Origin of the sequence: Bradyrhizobium campsiandrae, from assembly GCF_014529705.1 — a bacterium.
Classification (GTDB): domain Bacteria; phylum Pseudomonadota; class Alphaproteobacteria; order Rhizobiales; family Xanthobacteraceae; genus Bradyrhizobium; species Bradyrhizobium campsiandrae.
The window spans coordinates 119,184-135,296 of sequence record NZ_JAANIH010000018.1 but is presented as its reverse complement, the minus strand read 5'-3'; the positions used below and the strand labels follow the sequence as shown (position 1 = coordinate 135,296).

The window sequence follows — 16,113 nt, the reverse complement described above, 5'->3', positions numbered from 1 at the left end:
TCTGTTTGTTGAAGGTGCAAGGCTACGTGCCGAATGGCACGAACGCAATCGCGCGATGTCCCGCGTAGCGGAATGCAGCCATGTGCCGACGCTGCCTCTTTCACCTCTCCCCGCTTGCGGGGAGAGGGTCAGGGTGAGGGGGAGTCTCCGCGGGGACGGGGCTAATTGGGCTTCCAGGACAGCGCCGTCATTGCGAGCGCAGCGAAGCAATCCGGAATCCCTCCGCGGAAAGACTCTGGATTGCTTCGCTGCGCTCGCAATGACGCGTCGAGAGCGTTTCATCAAGGGCAGACGACTCGCGGAGAGTCCCCCTCACCCGGAATTCAAACTGCGTTTGAATTCCGACCTCTCCCCGCAAGCGGGGCGAGGTGAAGAAAGACTACCGCGTCATCCTGTTCCACGCATCCAGCCCGGCGATCTTGTAGGCTTCCGCCAGCGTCGGGTAGTTGAAGGTGTTCTGGATGAAATAATCGATTCCGCCTTTGAGATTCAGCACGGCCTGGCCGATATGGATCAGCTCGGTGGCGCCTTCGCCGAGGATGTGCACGCCGAGCAGCCGCCGCGTCTTGGTCGAGAAGATCATCTTCATCATGCCGCTGTTCAGCCCCATGATGTGGCCGCGCGAGGTCTCGCGGAAGCGGGCGATGCCGACCTCGTAGGGAATGCCGCGCGTGCGCACCTCTTCTTCCGTGAGGCCCGCGGTCGAGATCTCCGGCACCGAATAGATGCCGTAGGGAAAGAACTCCGGCGGCGCCAGGGGCTCCATGCCGAGCGCATGGCAGGCGGCGACGCGGCCCTGCTCCATCGAGGTCGAGGCAAGGCTCGGAAAGCCGATCACGTCGCCTGCCGCATAGATGTGCGGCACGCTGGTCTGCAAAGTCACGGGATCGACCTTGATGCGGCCGCGATGATCGACGTCGATGCCGGCAGCCTCCAGATTGAGCCGGTCGGTGGCACCGACGCGGCCCGCCGCGAACAGCAGCATCTCGGTGGTGACGTGGCGCCCGTCCGACAGATGCGTGACGATGCCGCCCTGAGCCGTCTTCTCGATCGAGGTCACCTTCGAGCCGAGCCGCAGCGCGACATTGCGGTCGCGCAGCTCGTGCATGAACTCGTCGATCAATTCCTTGTCGATGAAATCGAGGAAGGTCGGCCGCGGCTCGATCAGGGTCACGGGCACGTCGAGCGCGCTGAAGATGGTGGCGTATTCGACGCCGATTACGCCGGCGCCGATCACGGCGAGGCTCCGCGGCAGTTTCGGCAGCTCGATGATCTCGTCACTGTCGAGCACGCTGGTGCCGTCGAACGGGACGTAGTCGGGGCGGAACGGGCGCGTGCCGCAGGCGATCAGGATGAAGGCGGCGGACACCACCTTGGTCTCGCCGATCGAGCTCGTGATCTCGACCTCGTGGGGCGAGACCAGGCGCGCCTCGCCATTGGCGGTGCGTACCAGGTTGCGGCTGAACTGATGCTCGAGCACCTCGACCTCGTGGTCGAGCGTCTTCTGCAGGCGGGTCATCAAATCGCTCGCCGCGATGTCTTGCTTCACCCGGTAGGAGCGGCCGTAAAAGCCGCGCTCGCGCCAGCCGGAGAGGTTGAGAACGGTTTCGCGCAGCGTCTTCGAAGGGATCGTGCCGGTGTGAACGGAGACGCCGCCGACCCGCCGGCCCTTCTCCACCACCAGCACGGCCTTGCCGAGCTTGGCGCATTGCACCGCGGCCCGGCGCCCGGACGGGCCCGAGCCGATCACCACCATGTCGTAATCGTACATCGGATCTGCTTCCAAACCCTCGCAAAATCAGTAGGAACCGACATGCAGCAATCGGGCCAGCGCGGCAACTCTTAACCTCCGAGGTAATCGCTCCGGTCGCGCCGATCTGCGAGTTTTGCGCGCAAATAAATCGCCGTAGGCTCGCGCGAAAATGCATCAAACCGTCACAAAGCCCGTCGATTCGACCCGCCGCTGGTGGGTGCTGGCGATCGTCGTCGCCGCGCAGTTCATGTTCGGCGTCGATGCCTTCATCGTGAACGTCGCCATCCCGACCATCGCGGTCGACCTGCATGCCTCGCCGGCGCAGATCGAATCCGTCATCGCGATCTATCTGATCGCCTATGCGACGCTGGTCGTCACCGGCGGCCGGCTCGGCGACATCTACGGCACCCGAAACGTCTTTCTCGCTGGCGTGCTCGGCTTCACGGCGACCTCGCTGTGGTGCGGCCTTGCGCTTTCAGGCATGGAGCTGATCATCGCCCGGCTGGCGCAGGGCGCGGCCGCCGCGCTGATGGTGCCGCAGGTGCTGGCGACGCTGCATCTGCTCTTCACCGACGAGACCCGCAGCCGCGCCTTCGGCATCTACGGCATCGTGCTCGGGCTGGCGGGGGCCGCGGGCTTTCTGCTCGGCGGCCTGCTGGTCACGATCGACCTTGCGCATGCCGGCTGGCGTTCGGTGTTCTTCGTCAACGTGCCCTGCGGCCTCGTCATCACTATTGCCGCCTGGCGCATCATGCCGACCGCGCCGCGCCGGGCCGGCACCAAGCTCGATATCAAGGGCAGCGTGGTCCTGTTCGCCGGCCTGTTGTGCCTGATCGGCCCGCTGTTGTTTGGTCACGATGTCGGTTGGGCGCCGTCGCTGTGGGCGGTGATGGCGTTCGGCGGCGTGATCCTGTTCGCCTTTGTGCGGCTCGAGCACGCGGTCGCGCGCGCCGGCGGCATGCCGCTGATCGATCTGACGCTGCTGGCGGACGCCGCCTTCCTGCGCGGGCTCGGCGCTGCGTACTTTTTCTTCGTCGCCAATCTCTCGTTCTATCTGGTGATGACGCTGTTCATGCAGCGCGGCCTGAAGATCGCGCCGCTTGCCGCAGGCCTTGCCTTCATTCCGCTCGCGCTCGCTTTCGTCGCGGCTTCCCGCCACAGCGGCGTCCGCGCGAGGCATCGCGGCACCATGGTCTTGATCGAAGGCTGCGCGCTGCAGATCGCGGGCCTCGCCGCGCTGGGGCTTGTTGCCGGCCTGGTCGATGCGCCGACCCCGGTGATGCTGGCGCTCGTCATGATCGTCTTCGGCTACGGCCAGGGGCTGGTGATGGCGCCGCTGTCAGGCGCGGTGCTCTCGACGGTGAAGCCTGTCGCGGCCGGCTCGGCGGCCGGCATGTACGGCACGACGGCGCAGATCGGAAATGCGGCCGGAGTGGCCGCAATCGGCGCGGCGTTCTTCGCGATCGAATCGTTGCAATCAGCGCGCGCAGGTTTTGTGGTCGCTCTCGCGCTGTTTGCGGCGTTAATCATGATCTGCGCCGCATTCCTGTCATGGATGCGTCGCGCGACTGCACGAAGTTGAGGCAGTGCGGTTAATACGTGCGGATTCCTGCGGGAATTTGCGCGATTTCGGGCCGGTTGAAAGCACACGGTCTTTTCATTTTGCACTGCAGCAACTATCTGGTCTGGGTAAACGTTGAGACTCGCCCACCAGGAATCTGCCGTGTCGCTAGCCCGCAATGTCGATCTGTTGAGACGCCTGCCAAGACTGGATCGAGGCATGGACGGTCTGCGCCTGCCCGATTTCGGCGCGAGCGCCGACAGCTCCAGCCCGCTGCGGGAAGTCACCGGGTTCGGCGACAATCCCGGCGCCTTGCGCATGTTCGCCTTCGTGCCGGCGCAACTGCAGAAGCCGCGCGCGCTCGTCGTCGTGCTGCATGGCTGCGGCCAGACCGCGGCAAGTTACGATCTCGGCGCGGGCTGGTCGACGCTCGCACGTCACTACGGCTTTGCGCTGGTGATGCCCGAGCAGCAGCGAATCAACAACGGCAACACCTGCTTCAACTGGTTCAATCCGGAAGACACCGTGCGCGACAGCGGCGAGGCGCGTTCGATCCGCGAGATGATTGCGCATATGGTGCAGACGCATCGCGTCGATCCCAAGCGCATCTTCATCACCGGCCTGTCTGCCGGCGGCGGCATGACCTCGGTGATGCTTGCGACCTATCCGGAAGTCTTCGCGGCCGGCGCGATCATCGCGGGACTTCCTTACGGCATCGCCGCGAATCTGCGCGAAGCGCTGGACGGCATGTTTCATTCCCCCGCGCGGCCCGAGCGCGAGCTCGGCGATTTCGTGCGCCGGGCCTCGAACCATCGCGGGCCGTGGCCGAAGGTTTCGGTGTGGCACGGCAGCGCCGACCGCACCGTCAATCCCGGCAATGCCAATGAGATCGTCAAGCAGTGGCTCGATTTGCACGATCTGCCGATGACGCCGATGGCCGAGACCAATGTCGACGGCTATCCGCGCCAGGCCTGGTGGAACAAGGACGGCGAGACCATGGTCGAGTCCTACGCCATCACAGGCATGGCGCACGGCACGCCATTGGGGCTCGCCGACAACGACCAGCGTTACGGCGTCGAGGGGGCGTTCCTGATCGAGGCCGGGATTTCGTCGTCCTACCACATCGCAAAATTCTTCGGCCTCACGGGCTGGATCCAGGATGCGAAGAAGGCCGAAACGCGCCCATCTGCGCCGCATCTTGCCCGCTCGATCCGGGCCAAGGCCGCCGAAGAGACGGCCGAGCCGAAGCGCGAGGCATCCCGCGGCTTCGATCTCGGCCAGATCATCACCCGCGCGCTGACGGCTGCGGGATTGATGAAGTAGGTTCAGGCCGTCTGATCGATCAGCTCGATCGGCGTCACCGTCACCTCGCCGCCGGAGACCTGTCGCGTCATCGCCTGGTAGTGCTTGAAGAAATCGCGCGATTGCAGCGTCTTTTGCGCGGCATCGTCGGCGGCGCTGGCGAGATGGAAGTAATGGCCGTCGTCGCGGTTCTTCAGGACGCGATAGCCGATCCGTCCCTTCAGCTCCGGATCGGCGTCGATCGCCTTGATGAAGCGGCCGATCTCCTGGTGCCAGGCGTCCGTCGAAGCGTCCGTCGAAGCTTCCGTCGCGCCGTTCCTGAATTCGTATTTGATCATGAAGTGCTTCATGTGACGCTCCCTGTTCGTCATGTGCACCATCATCTGCGGCCTTGGCGCGATCCTGCAAGTACGGACAAAATTGATAGCATGGACTTTTTCGGCGGCGCTCCTATCCTCGGTCCGTCGTCAGGAGGAGACGTCATGCCGAAGGCAGTCCCCGCACGCGGCTGTCCCGTCGCGGCCTTTCAGAAGATGATCAGCGGCAAATACAAGCTGCGCATCGTCTGGGACCTCAAGGACGGCCCGCGCCGCTATGGCGAGATCCGCAGCGGCCTGCTCCGCGGCGCCTCGGGCAGCGCCGAGATCACCCCGCGCGTGCTCAGCCGCGAATTGAAGGCGCTGACCGCGAGCGGCCTGATCGACCGCAAGGATTTTGGCGAGGTGCCGCCGAAGGTCGAATATCGCCTCACCCGCAAGGGCAAGAGCTTCGTGCCTGTGGTCGCGGCCATCCGCGAATGGGGCGAACGCAATTTGGGCGAAGCGGCGTCGTTCTCGGACGCCGCCGAGTAAACCTACATCTCGCCGGTGATGAACGGGTTGGTCATCCGCTCCTGGCCGATGCTCGAGCCCGCGCCATGGCCGCAGATGAAGCCGACATCGTCGCCGAGCGGCAGCAGCTTGGTCAGAATCGAGTTGATCAACGTGGCGTGACTGCCGCCGGGAAGATCGGTGCGCCCGACCGAGCCCGCAAACAGGACATCGCCGACATGGGCAAAGCGCAGATCCTTGTTGAAGAACACCACGCTGCCGGGCGAGTGGCCGGGGCAGTGCAGGATGTCGAACGAGAGGCCGCCGATCGACACCGTGTCGCCCTCCTCGAGCCAGCGGTCCGGCTCGAAATTGCGCACGCCGGTCATGCCGAAGCGCGCGCCGCTCTCCACGACGTTGTCGAGCAGGAACTTGTCCGCGACATGCGGGCCCTCGATCGGCACCTTGAGCGCATCGCGCAGGTCCGCCGCGCCGCCGACATGGTCGATATGGCCGTGGGTGAGCCAGATCTTCTCCACCGTGACGCCGGTCTGCTTGATTGCGTCCAGGATCTTCGGCACGTCGCCGCCGGGGTCGATCACCACGGCCTTCTTGCTGGGCTCATCCCAGATGATGGTGCAGTTCTGCTCGAACAGCGTCACGGGAACGATGATCGCGCCGGCCTTTGTCGCCTCGGATTTGGCTCTGGTGTCGTTTTGCTCGGTCATGGCTTCACATTGCCGATTTTTGCCGGGCCGCCAAGCAAAAGATTCGTCCCCGCCGCCCCGGAACAGTTGTCACACCGCCGTCCCAATTGGCCTGCCAATTTGAACCGGGGCGTTGCTGTCGCGTTCTCCCGCGCAAGGCGGCAGATTTGGGTGGTCTTCGGCATGGCTCACGACAACGACAATTGGTGGCGCGACGGCATCTTCTACCAGATCTATCCGCGCTCGTTTCAGGACTCGAACGGCGACGGCGTCGGCGATCTTGCCGGCATTTTGCGGCGGCTGCCTTACGTGAAATCGCTAGGCGTCGATGCGATCTGGCTGTCTCCGATCTTCCCCTCGCCGATGGCCGATTTCGGCTACGACATCTCCGACTATGCCGGCATCGATCCCTTGTTCGGCACGATGGCGGATTTCGATGCGCTGCTCGCGGCGGCGCATGACAACGGATTGAAGCTGATCCTCGACCTCGTCCCGAACCACACCTCCGACCAGCATCCCTGGTTCATCGAGAGCCGCGCCTCGCGCGACAATCCCAAGCGTGACTGGTACATCTGGCGCGACCCCGCGGGCGATGGCGGCGTGCCGAACAACTGGCTGTCCGAGTTCGGCGGCAGCGCCTGGGCTTTCGACGCGGCGACGGGGCAATATTACTACCACGCCTTCCTCGCCCAGCAGCCGGACCTCAACTGGCGCAATCCGGACGTTCGCGCGGCGATCTACGACGTGATGCGGTTCTGGCTCGAGAAGGGCGTCGACGGCTTTCGCGTCGACGTGATCTGGCACCTGATCAAGGATGCCGGGTTTCGCGACAATCCGCCCAACCCGCGTTATGTCGAAGGCCGGCCGCCGAACGAGAAGATCCTGACGCAATATTCGACCGATCAGCCGGAAGTGCACGACGTCATCGCCGAGATGCGGCGCGTGACGGATGCCTATGCGGCGCGCGTCCTGATCGGCGAGATCTACCTGCCGCTGCACCGTCTGATGGCCTATTACGGCAACGACCTCACCGGCGCGCAGATGCCGTTCAACTTCGCGCTGCTCTCGACCTTCTGGAGCGCGCGCTCGATCGAGAAGATCATCGACGATTACGAGAAGGCGCTGCCGAAAGGCGCCTGGCCGAATTGGGTGCTCGGCAACCACGACCGCCCGCGCATCGCCAGCCGCGTCGGGCCCGAGCAGGCCCGAATCGCCGCCATGCTGCTCCTGACCCTGCGCGGCACGCCGACGCTCTACTACGGCGACGAGATCGGCATGCATCAGCTCGCGGTCGCGCCGGAGGATATCAGAGATCCCTTCGAGAAGAACTTGCCCGGCATCGGCGTCGGTCGCGACGGCTGCCGCACGCCGATGCAGTGGGACGCATCGCATTTCTCCGGCTTCTCGGAAGGAAAGCCGTGGCTGCCGCTGCCGGAGGATCATGTCCGCGAGAACGTCGTCAATCTCGACGCCGATACGCGCTCGATTCTCAGCCTTTACAAGCGCCTGATCGCCTTGCGGAAGAGCTCACCGGCCCTGGTTGCCGGCGACTATCACCCGATCGCGGCCCAGGGCGATCTCCTGATCTATCGCCGCGAGGCCGAGGGCAGGGCGCTCGTCGTCGCGCTCAATCTCGGCTCCGAGCCGATCGCCGTGACGACGAGCGCGATCAAGTTCGGCAGCGAGATCGTGCTGTCGACGTTCCTGGATCGCGAAGGCGAGAAGTTGGAGGGCGTGCTGGATCTGCGGGGGAATGAGGGCGTGGTGGTGGTGGTGCCTGCCTAGCCGTCACGAAGCGGCGGAGAGGGTCGACACTGTCTCACGGTCATTGCGAGCGCAGCGAAGCAATCCAGGCTGCCTCCGCGGAAGGACTCTGGATTTCTTCGCTGCGCTCGCAACGACGGTCGCTGAAATAGCGGAGCAAACGGCTGCATCGGGTCACCCCGGATGCTTCTTCCCCCGCGCTGCACCTCCATCCACATCGCTCCGCTTCAGCAGATAATCCAGCCCGCCGACCCGGTACCAGCGGTAGCCATAGGGCTCCAGCACGACGCGGTGCTGGCCGCGCTTGTCGGCGTGGCTGTGGTCTTCGGCGAGCAGGTTGATCAGCTGCGCACCGGCATCATCAGGCAATCCGACCGCGAACGCAATCTCGCGCGGCTTCTCGTCGAGATTATGCACGAACAGCACGGAATTGTTGCGCCAGTCGTAGCGGATGATGAACACGGCGGGATCGCGCGTTGCAATGATGGCGAAATCGCCCCAGCCGATCTCGGGCACTTCCTTTCGCATGCGCACGATGCGCTCGGTCCAGTTCAGCATCGAATTGGGATCGCGCCGCTGCTTGGCGACATTGACGTGCTGGTAGCCGTACGGTCCCTTGTCGATGACGGGAATGGCTGGCCTGTCGCTCTTGGTGAAGCCGCCATGCGGCTCGGTCGACCATTGCATCGGCGTGCGCGCGCAATTGCGCTCGGGCAGTGAGAGATCATCGCCCATCGCGATTTCGTCGCCATAGCGGATCACCGGCGTTCCCGGCAGCGTGCACATCAGGCTGTAGGCAAGCTCCAGCCGCCGGCGGTCGCCGCCCAGCATCGGCGCGAGGCGGCGGCGGATACCCCGGTCATAGAGCTGCATGTCCTTGTCCGGGCCGAAAGCGTTGAACACGGTGTCACGCTGCGCCTTGGTGAGCCGTCCGAGGTCGAGCTCGTCGTGATTGCGCAGGAACAGCCCCCATTGCGCCGAGGCCGGTCGTGGCTTGGTTGCCTTCAGGGCCTTCGCCAGCGGGCGCGAATCGCCGGAGGCGAGCGCATAGAACAGATGCTGGTTGACGTGAAAGTTGAACATCATGTGCATGCGGTCGGCATCGCGGCCGAAATATTCCATGTCGGTGTTTGGCAGCACATTGGCTTCGGCCAGGATGATGGCGTCGCCTTCGCGCCACTGCAGGAATTCGCGGAACGTGCGCAGCATGTCGTATTGCTCGGTCGGCCTCTTTACGTTCGCGCCCTTGGTCGCAATGACAAACGGCACCGCGTCCATGCGAAAGCCGGAGACGCCGAGCTGGATCCAGAAGCCCATGATCTTCAGGATCTCCGCCTGCACCTGCGGGTTCGACGTGTTGAGATCGGGCTGGAAATCGTAGAAGCGGTGGAAGTAATACGCTCCCGCCTCCTTGTCGCGCGTCCAGGTCGATTTCTGCACGCCGGGAAACACCATGCCCTTGTTGGCATTGGCAGGCTTCTTGTCCGACCACACGTACCAGTCGCGATAGGGCGAGTTTTTGTCGCGCCGCGCTTCCTTGAACCAGTGATGCTGGTCGGAGGTGTGGTTGACCACGAGGTCGATGATGACGCGGATGCCGCGCTGCTTGCAGCCATGGGTGAACTCGACGAAATCGCCCAGCGTGCCGTAGCGGGAATCGACGCTGTAATAGTCGGCGATGTCGTAGCCGTCGTCGCGGCCGGGCGAGGTCTGGAACGGCATCAGCCAGATCGTGGTGATGCCGAGCCCGTGCAGATAATCGAGCCGGCGCAACAGCCCCTTGAAATCGCCGACGCCGTCGCCGTCGGCATCCATATAGGTGCCGACCGAGAGGCAATAGATGATGGCGTTCTTGTACCAGAGATCGTCGATCATGCGCGCGCAGCCTCGATGCTCCCGCCGAGGGGTGCGGCGGCTGCGTGATAAGTGCGGGAAGGAGGGGAGGTTCCGCCTCCTGGTCGTCCCGGCGAAGGCCGGGACCCATACCGCGTGATTTATCGATGCAACAGGTAGAAGTACCCAACGACGAGTTTTCGCCAAACGACCTCCCGTGGGTCCCGGCCTTCGCCGGGACGACACTGAGGACGGAATCGGCTAATCTCCCTGCCATGGAAAATCCCGCCCGCAACATCGCCCTCGTTCCACCGCCCGACCGCCGCCAGTCGGAGACAGCGCTTGCCGTTGCGCGCGGCACGGCGCGGCTGTTGCGCTCGCTCGGCTTTTCCTGCATCAGCGAATTGCCGCTGCCGTCGGGCCGGCGCGCCGATCTGGTGGCGCTGAACGAGCGTGGCGAGATCTGGATCGTCGAGATCAAGTCGTCGGTCGAGGATCTGCGCGCCGACCAGAAATGGCACGAATACCGCGCCCATTGCGATCGGCTGTTCTTCGCCTTCACGCAGGATCTGCCGTGCGAGATCTTTCCTGAAGGCACCGGTCTGATCATCGCCGATGCCTATGGCGCGCACATGCATTGCGAAGCGCCCGAGCACAAGCTGCCTGCGCCGACGCGCAAGCAGATGACGGTGCGGTTCGGCATGGCAGCGGCGCTTCGGATCAACCGCCTGGTCGATCCGCAGGGCCACGCGGATTTCTGGGAATAGCGGCGCCGCGAACGCAGGTGCCGTAGGGTGGGCAAAGCGAAAGCGTGCCCACCAAACCCATCGGTGAAATTCGGAGAGAAGACGTGGGCACGGCGCTGCGCGCCTTTGCCCCCCCTACGGCACCGTTACCTCGGCGCGCGCTTCGCCAGGATGCGCTGCAAGGTACGCCGGTGCATATTGAGCCTGCGCGCCGTTTCCGAGACGTTGCGGTTGCACATCTCGTAGATGCGCTGGATGTGCTCCCAGCGCACGCGATCGGCCGACATCGGGTTCGCCGGCAGCTCGGACTTCTCGGCGTTGGTCGAGAGCAGCGCGGCGACGACGTCGTCGGCATCGGCGGGCTTGGAGAGATAATCGATCGCGCCCATCTTCACCGCGGTGACGGCGGTGGCGATGTTGCCATAGCCGGTCAGCACGATGGCGCGGGCTTCGGGGCGCTTCTTCTTCAGCGCGGAGACGACGTCGAGACCGTTGCCGTCGCCGAGGCGAAGATCGACCACGGCAAAGGCGGGCGCGGACTTGCCGATCTGCGCCAGACCATCCGTAACAGTGTCACATGACGTCACCGCAAAGCCGCGTGTCTCCATGGCGCGCGACAGGCGCTCCAGGAACGGCTTGTCGTCTTCGACGATGAGAAGCGAGCGGTCGGTCTGTTCGTTCAGCTCAGTGATGGCGTTCAAGGTTTCGTCCTCTCTCCTGCGCATCTACATATGGCCTCGCAATCAGGCGGTGCCAAGGCCGCCAATAGTCGATCGGGCCGCATGTGCGACGCAAGGTCGCGCCCTATCCTATTGTTTCTTCTAGGCTCTCGATAGCCTCAAATCGCTCGCGCGGCCATGCGATCTGCACCACGGCACCGTGTTCCGGAAAGGTCCGGTTGGTAAACGAGACCTTGGCGCCGGTGCGTTCCAGCAGCGTGCGTGCGATGAACACGCCGAGTCCGAGCCCGCCGCCGGCGTCCTGGGCGCGCCGCCGCGACAGATAAGGCTCGCCGATACGGTTCATGAGATCGGGCGGAATGCCCGGACCGTCGTCGGAAATCACGATCTCGATGGTTTCGTTGTTCCACCACGCGTTCACCTCCACGGTAGTGTGGGCGAAGTCGACGGCATTCTCGATGATGTTGCCGACGCCGTAGAGCACCGCCGGATTGCGCGAGCCGACCGGCTCGGTCGTTGCGGCAACCGCAATGCGCACCTTGATCTCGACGCCGAAATCGCGATGCGGCGCCACCACCTCCTCGATCAGCTCCGACAGTTTCATGCGGTCGAACGGTGCGCCGGTCGAGGAGAGCTGGGTGATCTTGCTCAGGATGTCGCGGCAGCGCTGCGTCTGTTCGCGCAAGGTCTTGAGGTCGGCGGCGAAGCTCGGGTCCTTCACGGTCTTCTCGAGCTCGCGCGAGATCAGGAAGATGGTCGCAAGCGGCGTGCCGAGCTCGTGCGCGGCGGCGGCAGCGAGGCCGTCGAGCTGCGTCAGGTGCTGCTCGCGTGTCAGCACCAGCTCGGTCGCGGCCAGGGCGTCGGCAAGCTTGCGCGCCTCCTCCGTTACCTGGAATGAGTAGAGGCTGGTGACGCCGATCGCGAGCACAATCGAAAGCCAGACACCGACGAGATAGATCGGCGGCAGCACCACGGGATCTTCGGAGTCCCAGGGCAGCGGGAAATGAACGAAGAACAGGATCGAGGCGCAGGCCACGGCCAGAATACCGAGGCCGAAGGTTAGCCTGGCCGGCAACGCCGTGGCCGAGATCAGGACCGGCGCGAGGAACAGGAACGAGAACGGGTTCTGCAATCCGCCGGTAAAAAACAACAACCCGGCCAGTTCCACGATGTTCAGTGCCAGCAGCGCGGCGGCGTGGATCGGCTCGAGCCGCCGCATCGGATTGACCGCGGTCTGGAGCACCAGATTGAGCATGGCCGACAGGCCGATGATGCTGACGCAGGGGACGATCTCGACGTCGAATTCGAGTCCCTGCGCGACGATGAAGATTGCGGCGAGCTGGCCGAGCACCGCGAGCCAGCGCAGCCGCAGGATGGTGTCCAGGCGGATGTGTCGTTGCGACGGGCGGAAGTCGGAAGCGGCGGACTCGGTCATATCAGGCCAATCTAGCGGTGCACGTGTCCGATCACAAACACGCCGGGCCCGCACATGAGGTCTGGGTACGAGCCGTTTTCATCAAGTTAATCAAGTCTTGCGCTCCACCGCGCAATGGCGGAAGAACGCCTCCAGCATGACCGGGAATGACAAGGCTTCAAGCTGGCCGACTGTCGCGGATGAGATTTCGTCCGCGGCCATCGAGGTCGATCGCCTGGTCAAGGTCTACAAGCAGACCCGCGCGGTTGACGGCATCTCCTTCTCGCTTCCCCGCGGCAGCATCACCGGGCTGCTGGGCGGCAACGGCGCCGGCAAGACCACGACCATCGCGATGATCATGGGGCTGGTGCTGCCGACATCAGGCCGCGTCCGCGTGCTCGGACACCCGATGCCGGAGGACAGCGCGGCGGTGCTGGGGCGGATGAACTTTGAAAGCCCCTATGTCGACATGCCGATGCGGCTCACGGTGCGGCAAAATCTCACCATTTTCGGCAAGCTCTATGCGGTGAAGGACCTCGCCGACCGCATCGCGACACTGGCCGATGATCTCGATCTCAACGACTTCATCGACCGCGCCAACGGCAAGCTCTCCGCCGGGCAGAAGACCCGCGTCGCCCTGGCGAAGGCCTTGATCAACCAGCCCGAGCTGCTCTTGCTGGACGAGCCGACCGCCTCGCTCGATCCTGATACCGCCGACTGGGTGCGGGGGCACCTGGAGCGCTACCGCAAGGACAACAACGCCACCATCCTCCTGGCGTCGCACAACATGCTCGAAGTCGAGCGTCTCTGCGACCGCGTCATCATCATGAAGCGCGGCCGCATCGAGGACGACGATACACCCGACGCGATCATGGCCCGTTACAACCGCACCACGCTGGAAGAGGTGTTTCTGGACGTCGCGCGTGGACGAGCGAACGGCGCGAAGGAGGGGGCGAGATGAGGCGATCCGCGCATGATTTTTCCATCCGCGCCCACCGCCGTCATCCTGAGGTGCGCGCCCTTCGCGCGCCTCGAAGGATGAGCCGCAAGCGTATGTGGCCCATCCTTCGAGGCAAATCCCGCGATGCGGTGCGCATCGCAGGATTTGCACCTAAGGATGACGGCGGTGTGCGTGGCAGGCTTAGTCGCGCGGATGGATCGCCGCCATGACTGACCTCGCCCTCCATCGCGGCATCTCCACCCATCGCATCGGCGCGATGATCCTGCGCTACTGGTATCTCCTGCTGTCGTCCTGGCCGCGGCTGCTCGAGCTGTTGTACTGGCCGGCGCTCCAGGTCATCACCTGGGGCTTCATCCAGTACTACATCGCGCAGAATGCGAGCTTCTTCGCGCGCGCCGGCGGCACGCTGATCGGCGCCGTGATCCTCTGGGACATCCTGTTCCGCGGCCAGCTCGGCTTCTCCATCTCCTTTCTGGAGGAGATGTGGGCGCGCAACCTCGGCAATCTCATGATGAGCCCGTTGAAGCCGATCGAGTTTCTGCTCGCGCTGATGGTGATGAGCCTGATCCGGCTCGCGATCGGCGTGATCCCGATGACGCTGCTCGCGCTGGCGTTCTTTCACTTCAATGTCTACAGCCTCGGCCTGCCGCTGATCGCCTTCTTCTGCAATCTGATCTTCACCAGCTGGTCGGTCGGCATCTTCGTCTCGGGCCTGGTGCTGCGAAACGGCCTCGGCGCCGAAAGCATCGTCTGGACGCTGATGTTCGCGATCATGCCGCTCGCCTGCATCTACTATCCCGTCAGCGTGCTGCCGGTCTGGCTGCAATACGTCGCCTGGGCGCTGCCGCCGACCTACGTGTTCGAGGGGATGCGCGCGCTGCTGATCGAGAACAGCTTCCGCGTCGACCTGATGCTGGATGCGTTGGCCATCAATATCGGTCTTCTGGTTGCATCTTTTTGGGCATTCCTTGCTCTTTTACGCAGCGCCAAGAACAATGGCTCGCTGCTCTCGGGCGGCGAATAAGCTCAATTTCTCGTGGATTCAGCTTGGTTTGGGCGTTTCGGCTACGTAGATGTACGGAACCATGCATTGACGCAATATTACGCATTCGGCAGTATGCTGCGATGCGAAGAGGAAGATAGCGATGCCCATTGGTGAGTTTGGCGGCGCGCCGCCCCTGGCGAGTGAAGGCAGTCCGGTCCTGACGACACCGATGTACTGGATGTACGAGATGGCGCATGCCTCTCTCAATCCGGCGCGCGCCGTCACCGACGCGACCAGGCTGCTGTTTCAGAATCCCCTCAATCCGTGGGCGCGCACCGAGGTCGGCAAGTCGGTTGCCGCGGCCTGCGAATTGTTCGAACGCACCACGCGCCGCTATGGCAAGCCGGAATGGGGCCTCGACGACACCGAGGTCAACGGCGTCCGCGTCCCCGTCGAGGTCCGCTCCGTCTGGGAAAAGCCGTTCTGCCGGCTGCTCTACTTCGATCGCAAATTCGCCCGTCCCGTGCGCAGCCCGCAGCCGCGCGTGCTGATCGTCGCGCCGATGTCAGGCCACTATGCGACGCTGCTGCGCGGCACGGTCGAGGCCTTCCTGCCGGCGCATGAGGTCTACATCACCGATTGGGCCGATGCCCGCATGGTGCCCTTGAGCGACGGCCGCTTCGATCTCGACGACTACATCGACTACGTCATCGAGATGCTGCACGTCCTCGGCGGCAACACCCATGTGATGGCGGTGTGCCAGCCCTCCGTGCCCGTCGTCGCCGCCGTTTCGATCATGGAAGCGCGGCGCGATCCCTTCGTGCCGACTTCGATGACGCTGATGGGCGGTCCGATCGACACCCGCCGCAATCCGACTGCGGTGAACAATCTGGCGCAGGAGCGCGGGATCGACTGGTTCCGCAATCACGTCATCACCAAGGTGCCATTCCCGCATCCGGGCATGATGCGCGACGTCTATCCGGGCTTCCTCCAGCTCAACGGGTTCATCAGCATGAACCTCGACCGGCACATGGACGCTCACAAGCAGCTGTTCGCCAATCTGGTGAAGGGCGACGGCGATCTCGTCGACAAGCATCGCGAGTTCTATGACGAATATCTGGCGGTGATGGACCTCTCGGCCGAGTATTACCTGCAGACGGTCGACACCGTGTTCGTCAAACATTCGCTGCCGAAGGGCGAGATGGCCCATCGGGGAACTCTGGTCGATCCGTCGAAGGTGACGCGCGTTGCGTTGATGACGGTCGAAGGCGAGAACGACGACATCTCGGGTCTCGGTCAGACCGAAGCCACGCACACATTGTGCAGCTCGATACCGGATCATCGCCGCGTTCATTACGTCCAGAAGGGCGTCGGACATTACGGCGTGTTCAACGGCTCGCGCTTCAAGTCGGAAATCGTGCCGCGCATCCATGACTTCATGGTCTCGGCGGCGAATCCGGCGTCATTGCAGGCGCGGGCGGCCGAATAACGCTCAATTTCGGCTTTCCCGTCGACGAATCGGCCCTTGCCGGCGCATCTGGCGGGGCCCGGTTCCGGCCAGATTCGCGGTATTCAGGTAGCTCTATAGGAGTGAGTCA

General features: G+C 64.0%; 14 protein-coding genes. 8 read left to right on the top strand and 6 right to left on the bottom strand.

Going from position 1 to position 16,113, the window contains the following annotated elements; translation table 11 throughout:
• Positions 1-379: 379 nt before the first annotated feature.
• Positions 380-1,771, bottom strand: a complete 1,392-nt coding sequence (gene sthA, locus G8O24_RS15925) for a Si-specific NAD(P)(+) transhydrogenase (RefSeq protein WP_188100786.1) — start codon at positions 1,769-1,771, stop codon at positions 380-382.
• Positions 1,772-1,922: 151 nt separating this feature from the next.
• Between sthA and G8O24_RS15920 the strand changes: the two genes are divergently transcribed.
• Both G8O24_RS15920 and G8O24_RS15915 read left to right on the top strand, forming a co-directional pair.
• Entirely contained in the window at positions 1,923-3,335 is a 1,413-nt protein-coding gene (locus tag G8O24_RS15920) for an MFS transporter (protein ID WP_188100784.1), read from the top strand.
• Between the two features lie 141 nt (positions 3,336-3,476).
• A complete protein-coding gene (locus G8O24_RS15915; protein ID WP_188100782.1) occupies positions 3,477-4,637 on the top strand; it encodes an extracellular catalytic domain type 1 short-chain-length polyhydroxyalkanoate depolymerase in 1,161 nt (386 codons plus the stop codon).
• A 2-nt stretch (positions 4,638-4,639) separates the two neighbouring features.
• Here the strand turns inward: G8O24_RS15915 and G8O24_RS15910 are convergent, their stop codons facing one another.
• Entirely contained in the window at positions 4,640-4,966 is a 327-nt protein-coding gene (locus G8O24_RS15910) for a hypothetical protein (protein WP_244645869.1), read from the bottom strand.
• Positions 4,967-5,098: 132 nt separating this feature from the next.
• Here G8O24_RS15910 and G8O24_RS15905 point away from each other — a divergent pair, with 132 nt between their 5' ends.
• On the top strand, positions 5,099-5,467 hold the full coding sequence (locus tag G8O24_RS15905) for a winged helix-turn-helix transcriptional regulator (protein WP_188100778.1): 369 nt from the start codon (positions 5,099-5,101) through the stop codon (positions 5,465-5,467).
• Positions 5,468-5,469: 2 nt separating this feature from the next.
• Here the strand turns inward: G8O24_RS15905 and G8O24_RS15900 are convergent, their stop codons facing one another.
• Complete coding sequence (locus tag G8O24_RS15900) at positions 5,470-6,153, bottom strand: MBL fold metallo-hydrolase (protein ID WP_188100776.1); 684 nt, start codon at positions 6,151-6,153, stop codon at positions 5,470-5,472.
• A gap of 162 nt (positions 6,154-6,315) precedes the next feature.
• Between G8O24_RS15900 and G8O24_RS15895 the strand changes: the two genes are divergently transcribed.
• Positions 6,316-7,917 (top strand): alpha-amylase family glycosyl hydrolase, encoded by a 1,602-nt coding sequence (locus G8O24_RS15895; RefSeq protein WP_188100774.1) that lies wholly within the window; start codon positions 6,316-6,318, stop codon positions 7,915-7,917.
• 153 nt (positions 7,918-8,070) lie between these two features.
• On the opposite strand, the gene G8O24_RS15890 is transcribed toward G8O24_RS15895, so the two are convergent.
• The gene (locus tag G8O24_RS15890; protein ID WP_188100772.1) at positions 8,071-9,771 is read right to left on the bottom strand and encodes an alpha-amylase family protein; all 1,701 of its coding nucleotides are present in this window, start codon (positions 9,769-9,771) and stop codon (positions 8,071-8,073) included.
• Positions 9,772-10,004: 233 nt separating this feature from the next.
• Between G8O24_RS15890 and G8O24_RS15885 the strand changes: the two genes are divergently transcribed.
• Positions 10,005-10,496, top strand: coding sequence for an MmcB family DNA repair protein (locus G8O24_RS15885; protein WP_188100770.1), 492 nt, complete (start codon positions 10,005-10,007; stop codon positions 10,494-10,496).
• Between the two features lie 125 nt (positions 10,497-10,621).
• Here the strand turns inward: G8O24_RS15885 and G8O24_RS15880 are convergent, their stop codons facing one another.
• Positions 10,622-11,176 (bottom strand): ActR/PrrA/RegA family redox response regulator transcription factor, encoded by a 555-nt coding sequence (locus tag G8O24_RS15880; protein WP_283815554.1) that lies wholly within the window; start codon positions 11,174-11,176, stop codon positions 10,622-10,624.
• A gap of 103 nt (positions 11,177-11,279) precedes the next feature.
• Entirely contained in the window at positions 11,280-12,590 is a 1,311-nt protein-coding gene (locus tag G8O24_RS15875) for an ActS/PrrB/RegB family redox-sensitive histidine kinase (protein ID WP_188100766.1), read from the bottom strand.
• A gap of 136 nt (positions 12,591-12,726) precedes the next feature.
• Here G8O24_RS15875 and G8O24_RS15870 point away from each other — a divergent pair, with 136 nt between their 5' ends.
• From G8O24_RS15870 to G8O24_RS15860, 3 genes are all read left to right on the top strand, one after another.
• Positions 12,727-13,530, top strand: a complete 804-nt coding sequence (locus G8O24_RS15870) for an ABC transporter ATP-binding protein (protein WP_188100765.1) — start codon at positions 12,727-12,729, stop codon at positions 13,528-13,530.
• 205 nt (positions 13,531-13,735) lie between these two features.
• The gene (locus tag G8O24_RS15865) at positions 13,736-14,554 is read left to right on the top strand and encodes an ABC transporter permease (protein WP_188100763.1); all 819 of its coding nucleotides are present in this window, start codon (positions 13,736-13,738) and stop codon (positions 14,552-14,554) included.
• A 121-nt stretch (positions 14,555-14,675) separates the two neighbouring features.
• Entirely contained in the window at positions 14,676-16,004 is a 1,329-nt protein-coding gene (locus G8O24_RS15860) for a polyhydroxyalkanoate depolymerase (protein WP_188100761.1), read from the top strand.
• Positions 16,005-16,113: the final 109 nt, after the last annotated feature.

Bases quoted from the DNA above. Each gene is read 5' to 3' on its own strand.
- sthA (WP_188100786.1), bottom strand. From the start codon at position 1,771: ATGTACGATTACGACATGGTGGTGATCGGCTCGGGCCCGTCCGGGCGC.
- G8O24_RS15920 (WP_188100784.1), top strand. From the start codon at position 1,923: ATGCATCAAACCGTCACAAAGCCCGTCGATTCGACCCGCCGCTGGTGG.
- G8O24_RS15910 (WP_244645869.1), bottom strand. From the start codon at position 4,966: ATGAAGCACTTCATGATCAAATACGAATTCAGGAACGGCGCGACGGAA.
- G8O24_RS15905 (WP_188100778.1), top strand. From the start codon at position 5,099: ATGCCGAAGGCAGTCCCCGCACGCGGCTGTCCCGTCGCGGCCTTTCAG.
- G8O24_RS15900 (WP_188100776.1), bottom strand. From the start codon at position 6,153: ATGACCGAGCAAAACGACACCAGAGCCAAATCCGAGGCGACAAAGGCC.
- G8O24_RS15895 (WP_188100774.1), top strand. From the start codon at position 6,316: ATGGCTCACGACAACGACAATTGGTGGCGCGACGGCATCTTCTACCAG.
- G8O24_RS15890 (WP_188100772.1), bottom strand. From the start codon at position 9,771: ATGATCGACGATCTCTGGTACAAGAACGCCATCATCTATTGCCTCTCG.
- G8O24_RS15885 (WP_188100770.1), top strand. From the start codon at position 10,005: ATGGAAAATCCCGCCCGCAACATCGCCCTCGTTCCACCGCCCGACCGC.
- G8O24_RS15875 (WP_188100766.1), bottom strand. From the start codon at position 12,590: ATGACCGAGTCCGCCGCTTCCGACTTCCGCCCGTCGCAACGACACATC.
- G8O24_RS15870 (WP_188100765.1), top strand. From the start codon at position 12,727: ATGACCGGGAATGACAAGGCTTCAAGCTGGCCGACTGTCGCGGATGAG.
- G8O24_RS15865 (WP_188100763.1), top strand. From the start codon at position 13,736: ATGACTGACCTCGCCCTCCATCGCGGCATCTCCACCCATCGCATCGGC.
- G8O24_RS15860 (WP_188100761.1), top strand. From the start codon at position 14,676: ATGCCCATTGGTGAGTTTGGCGGCGCGCCGCCCCTGGCGAGTGAAGGC.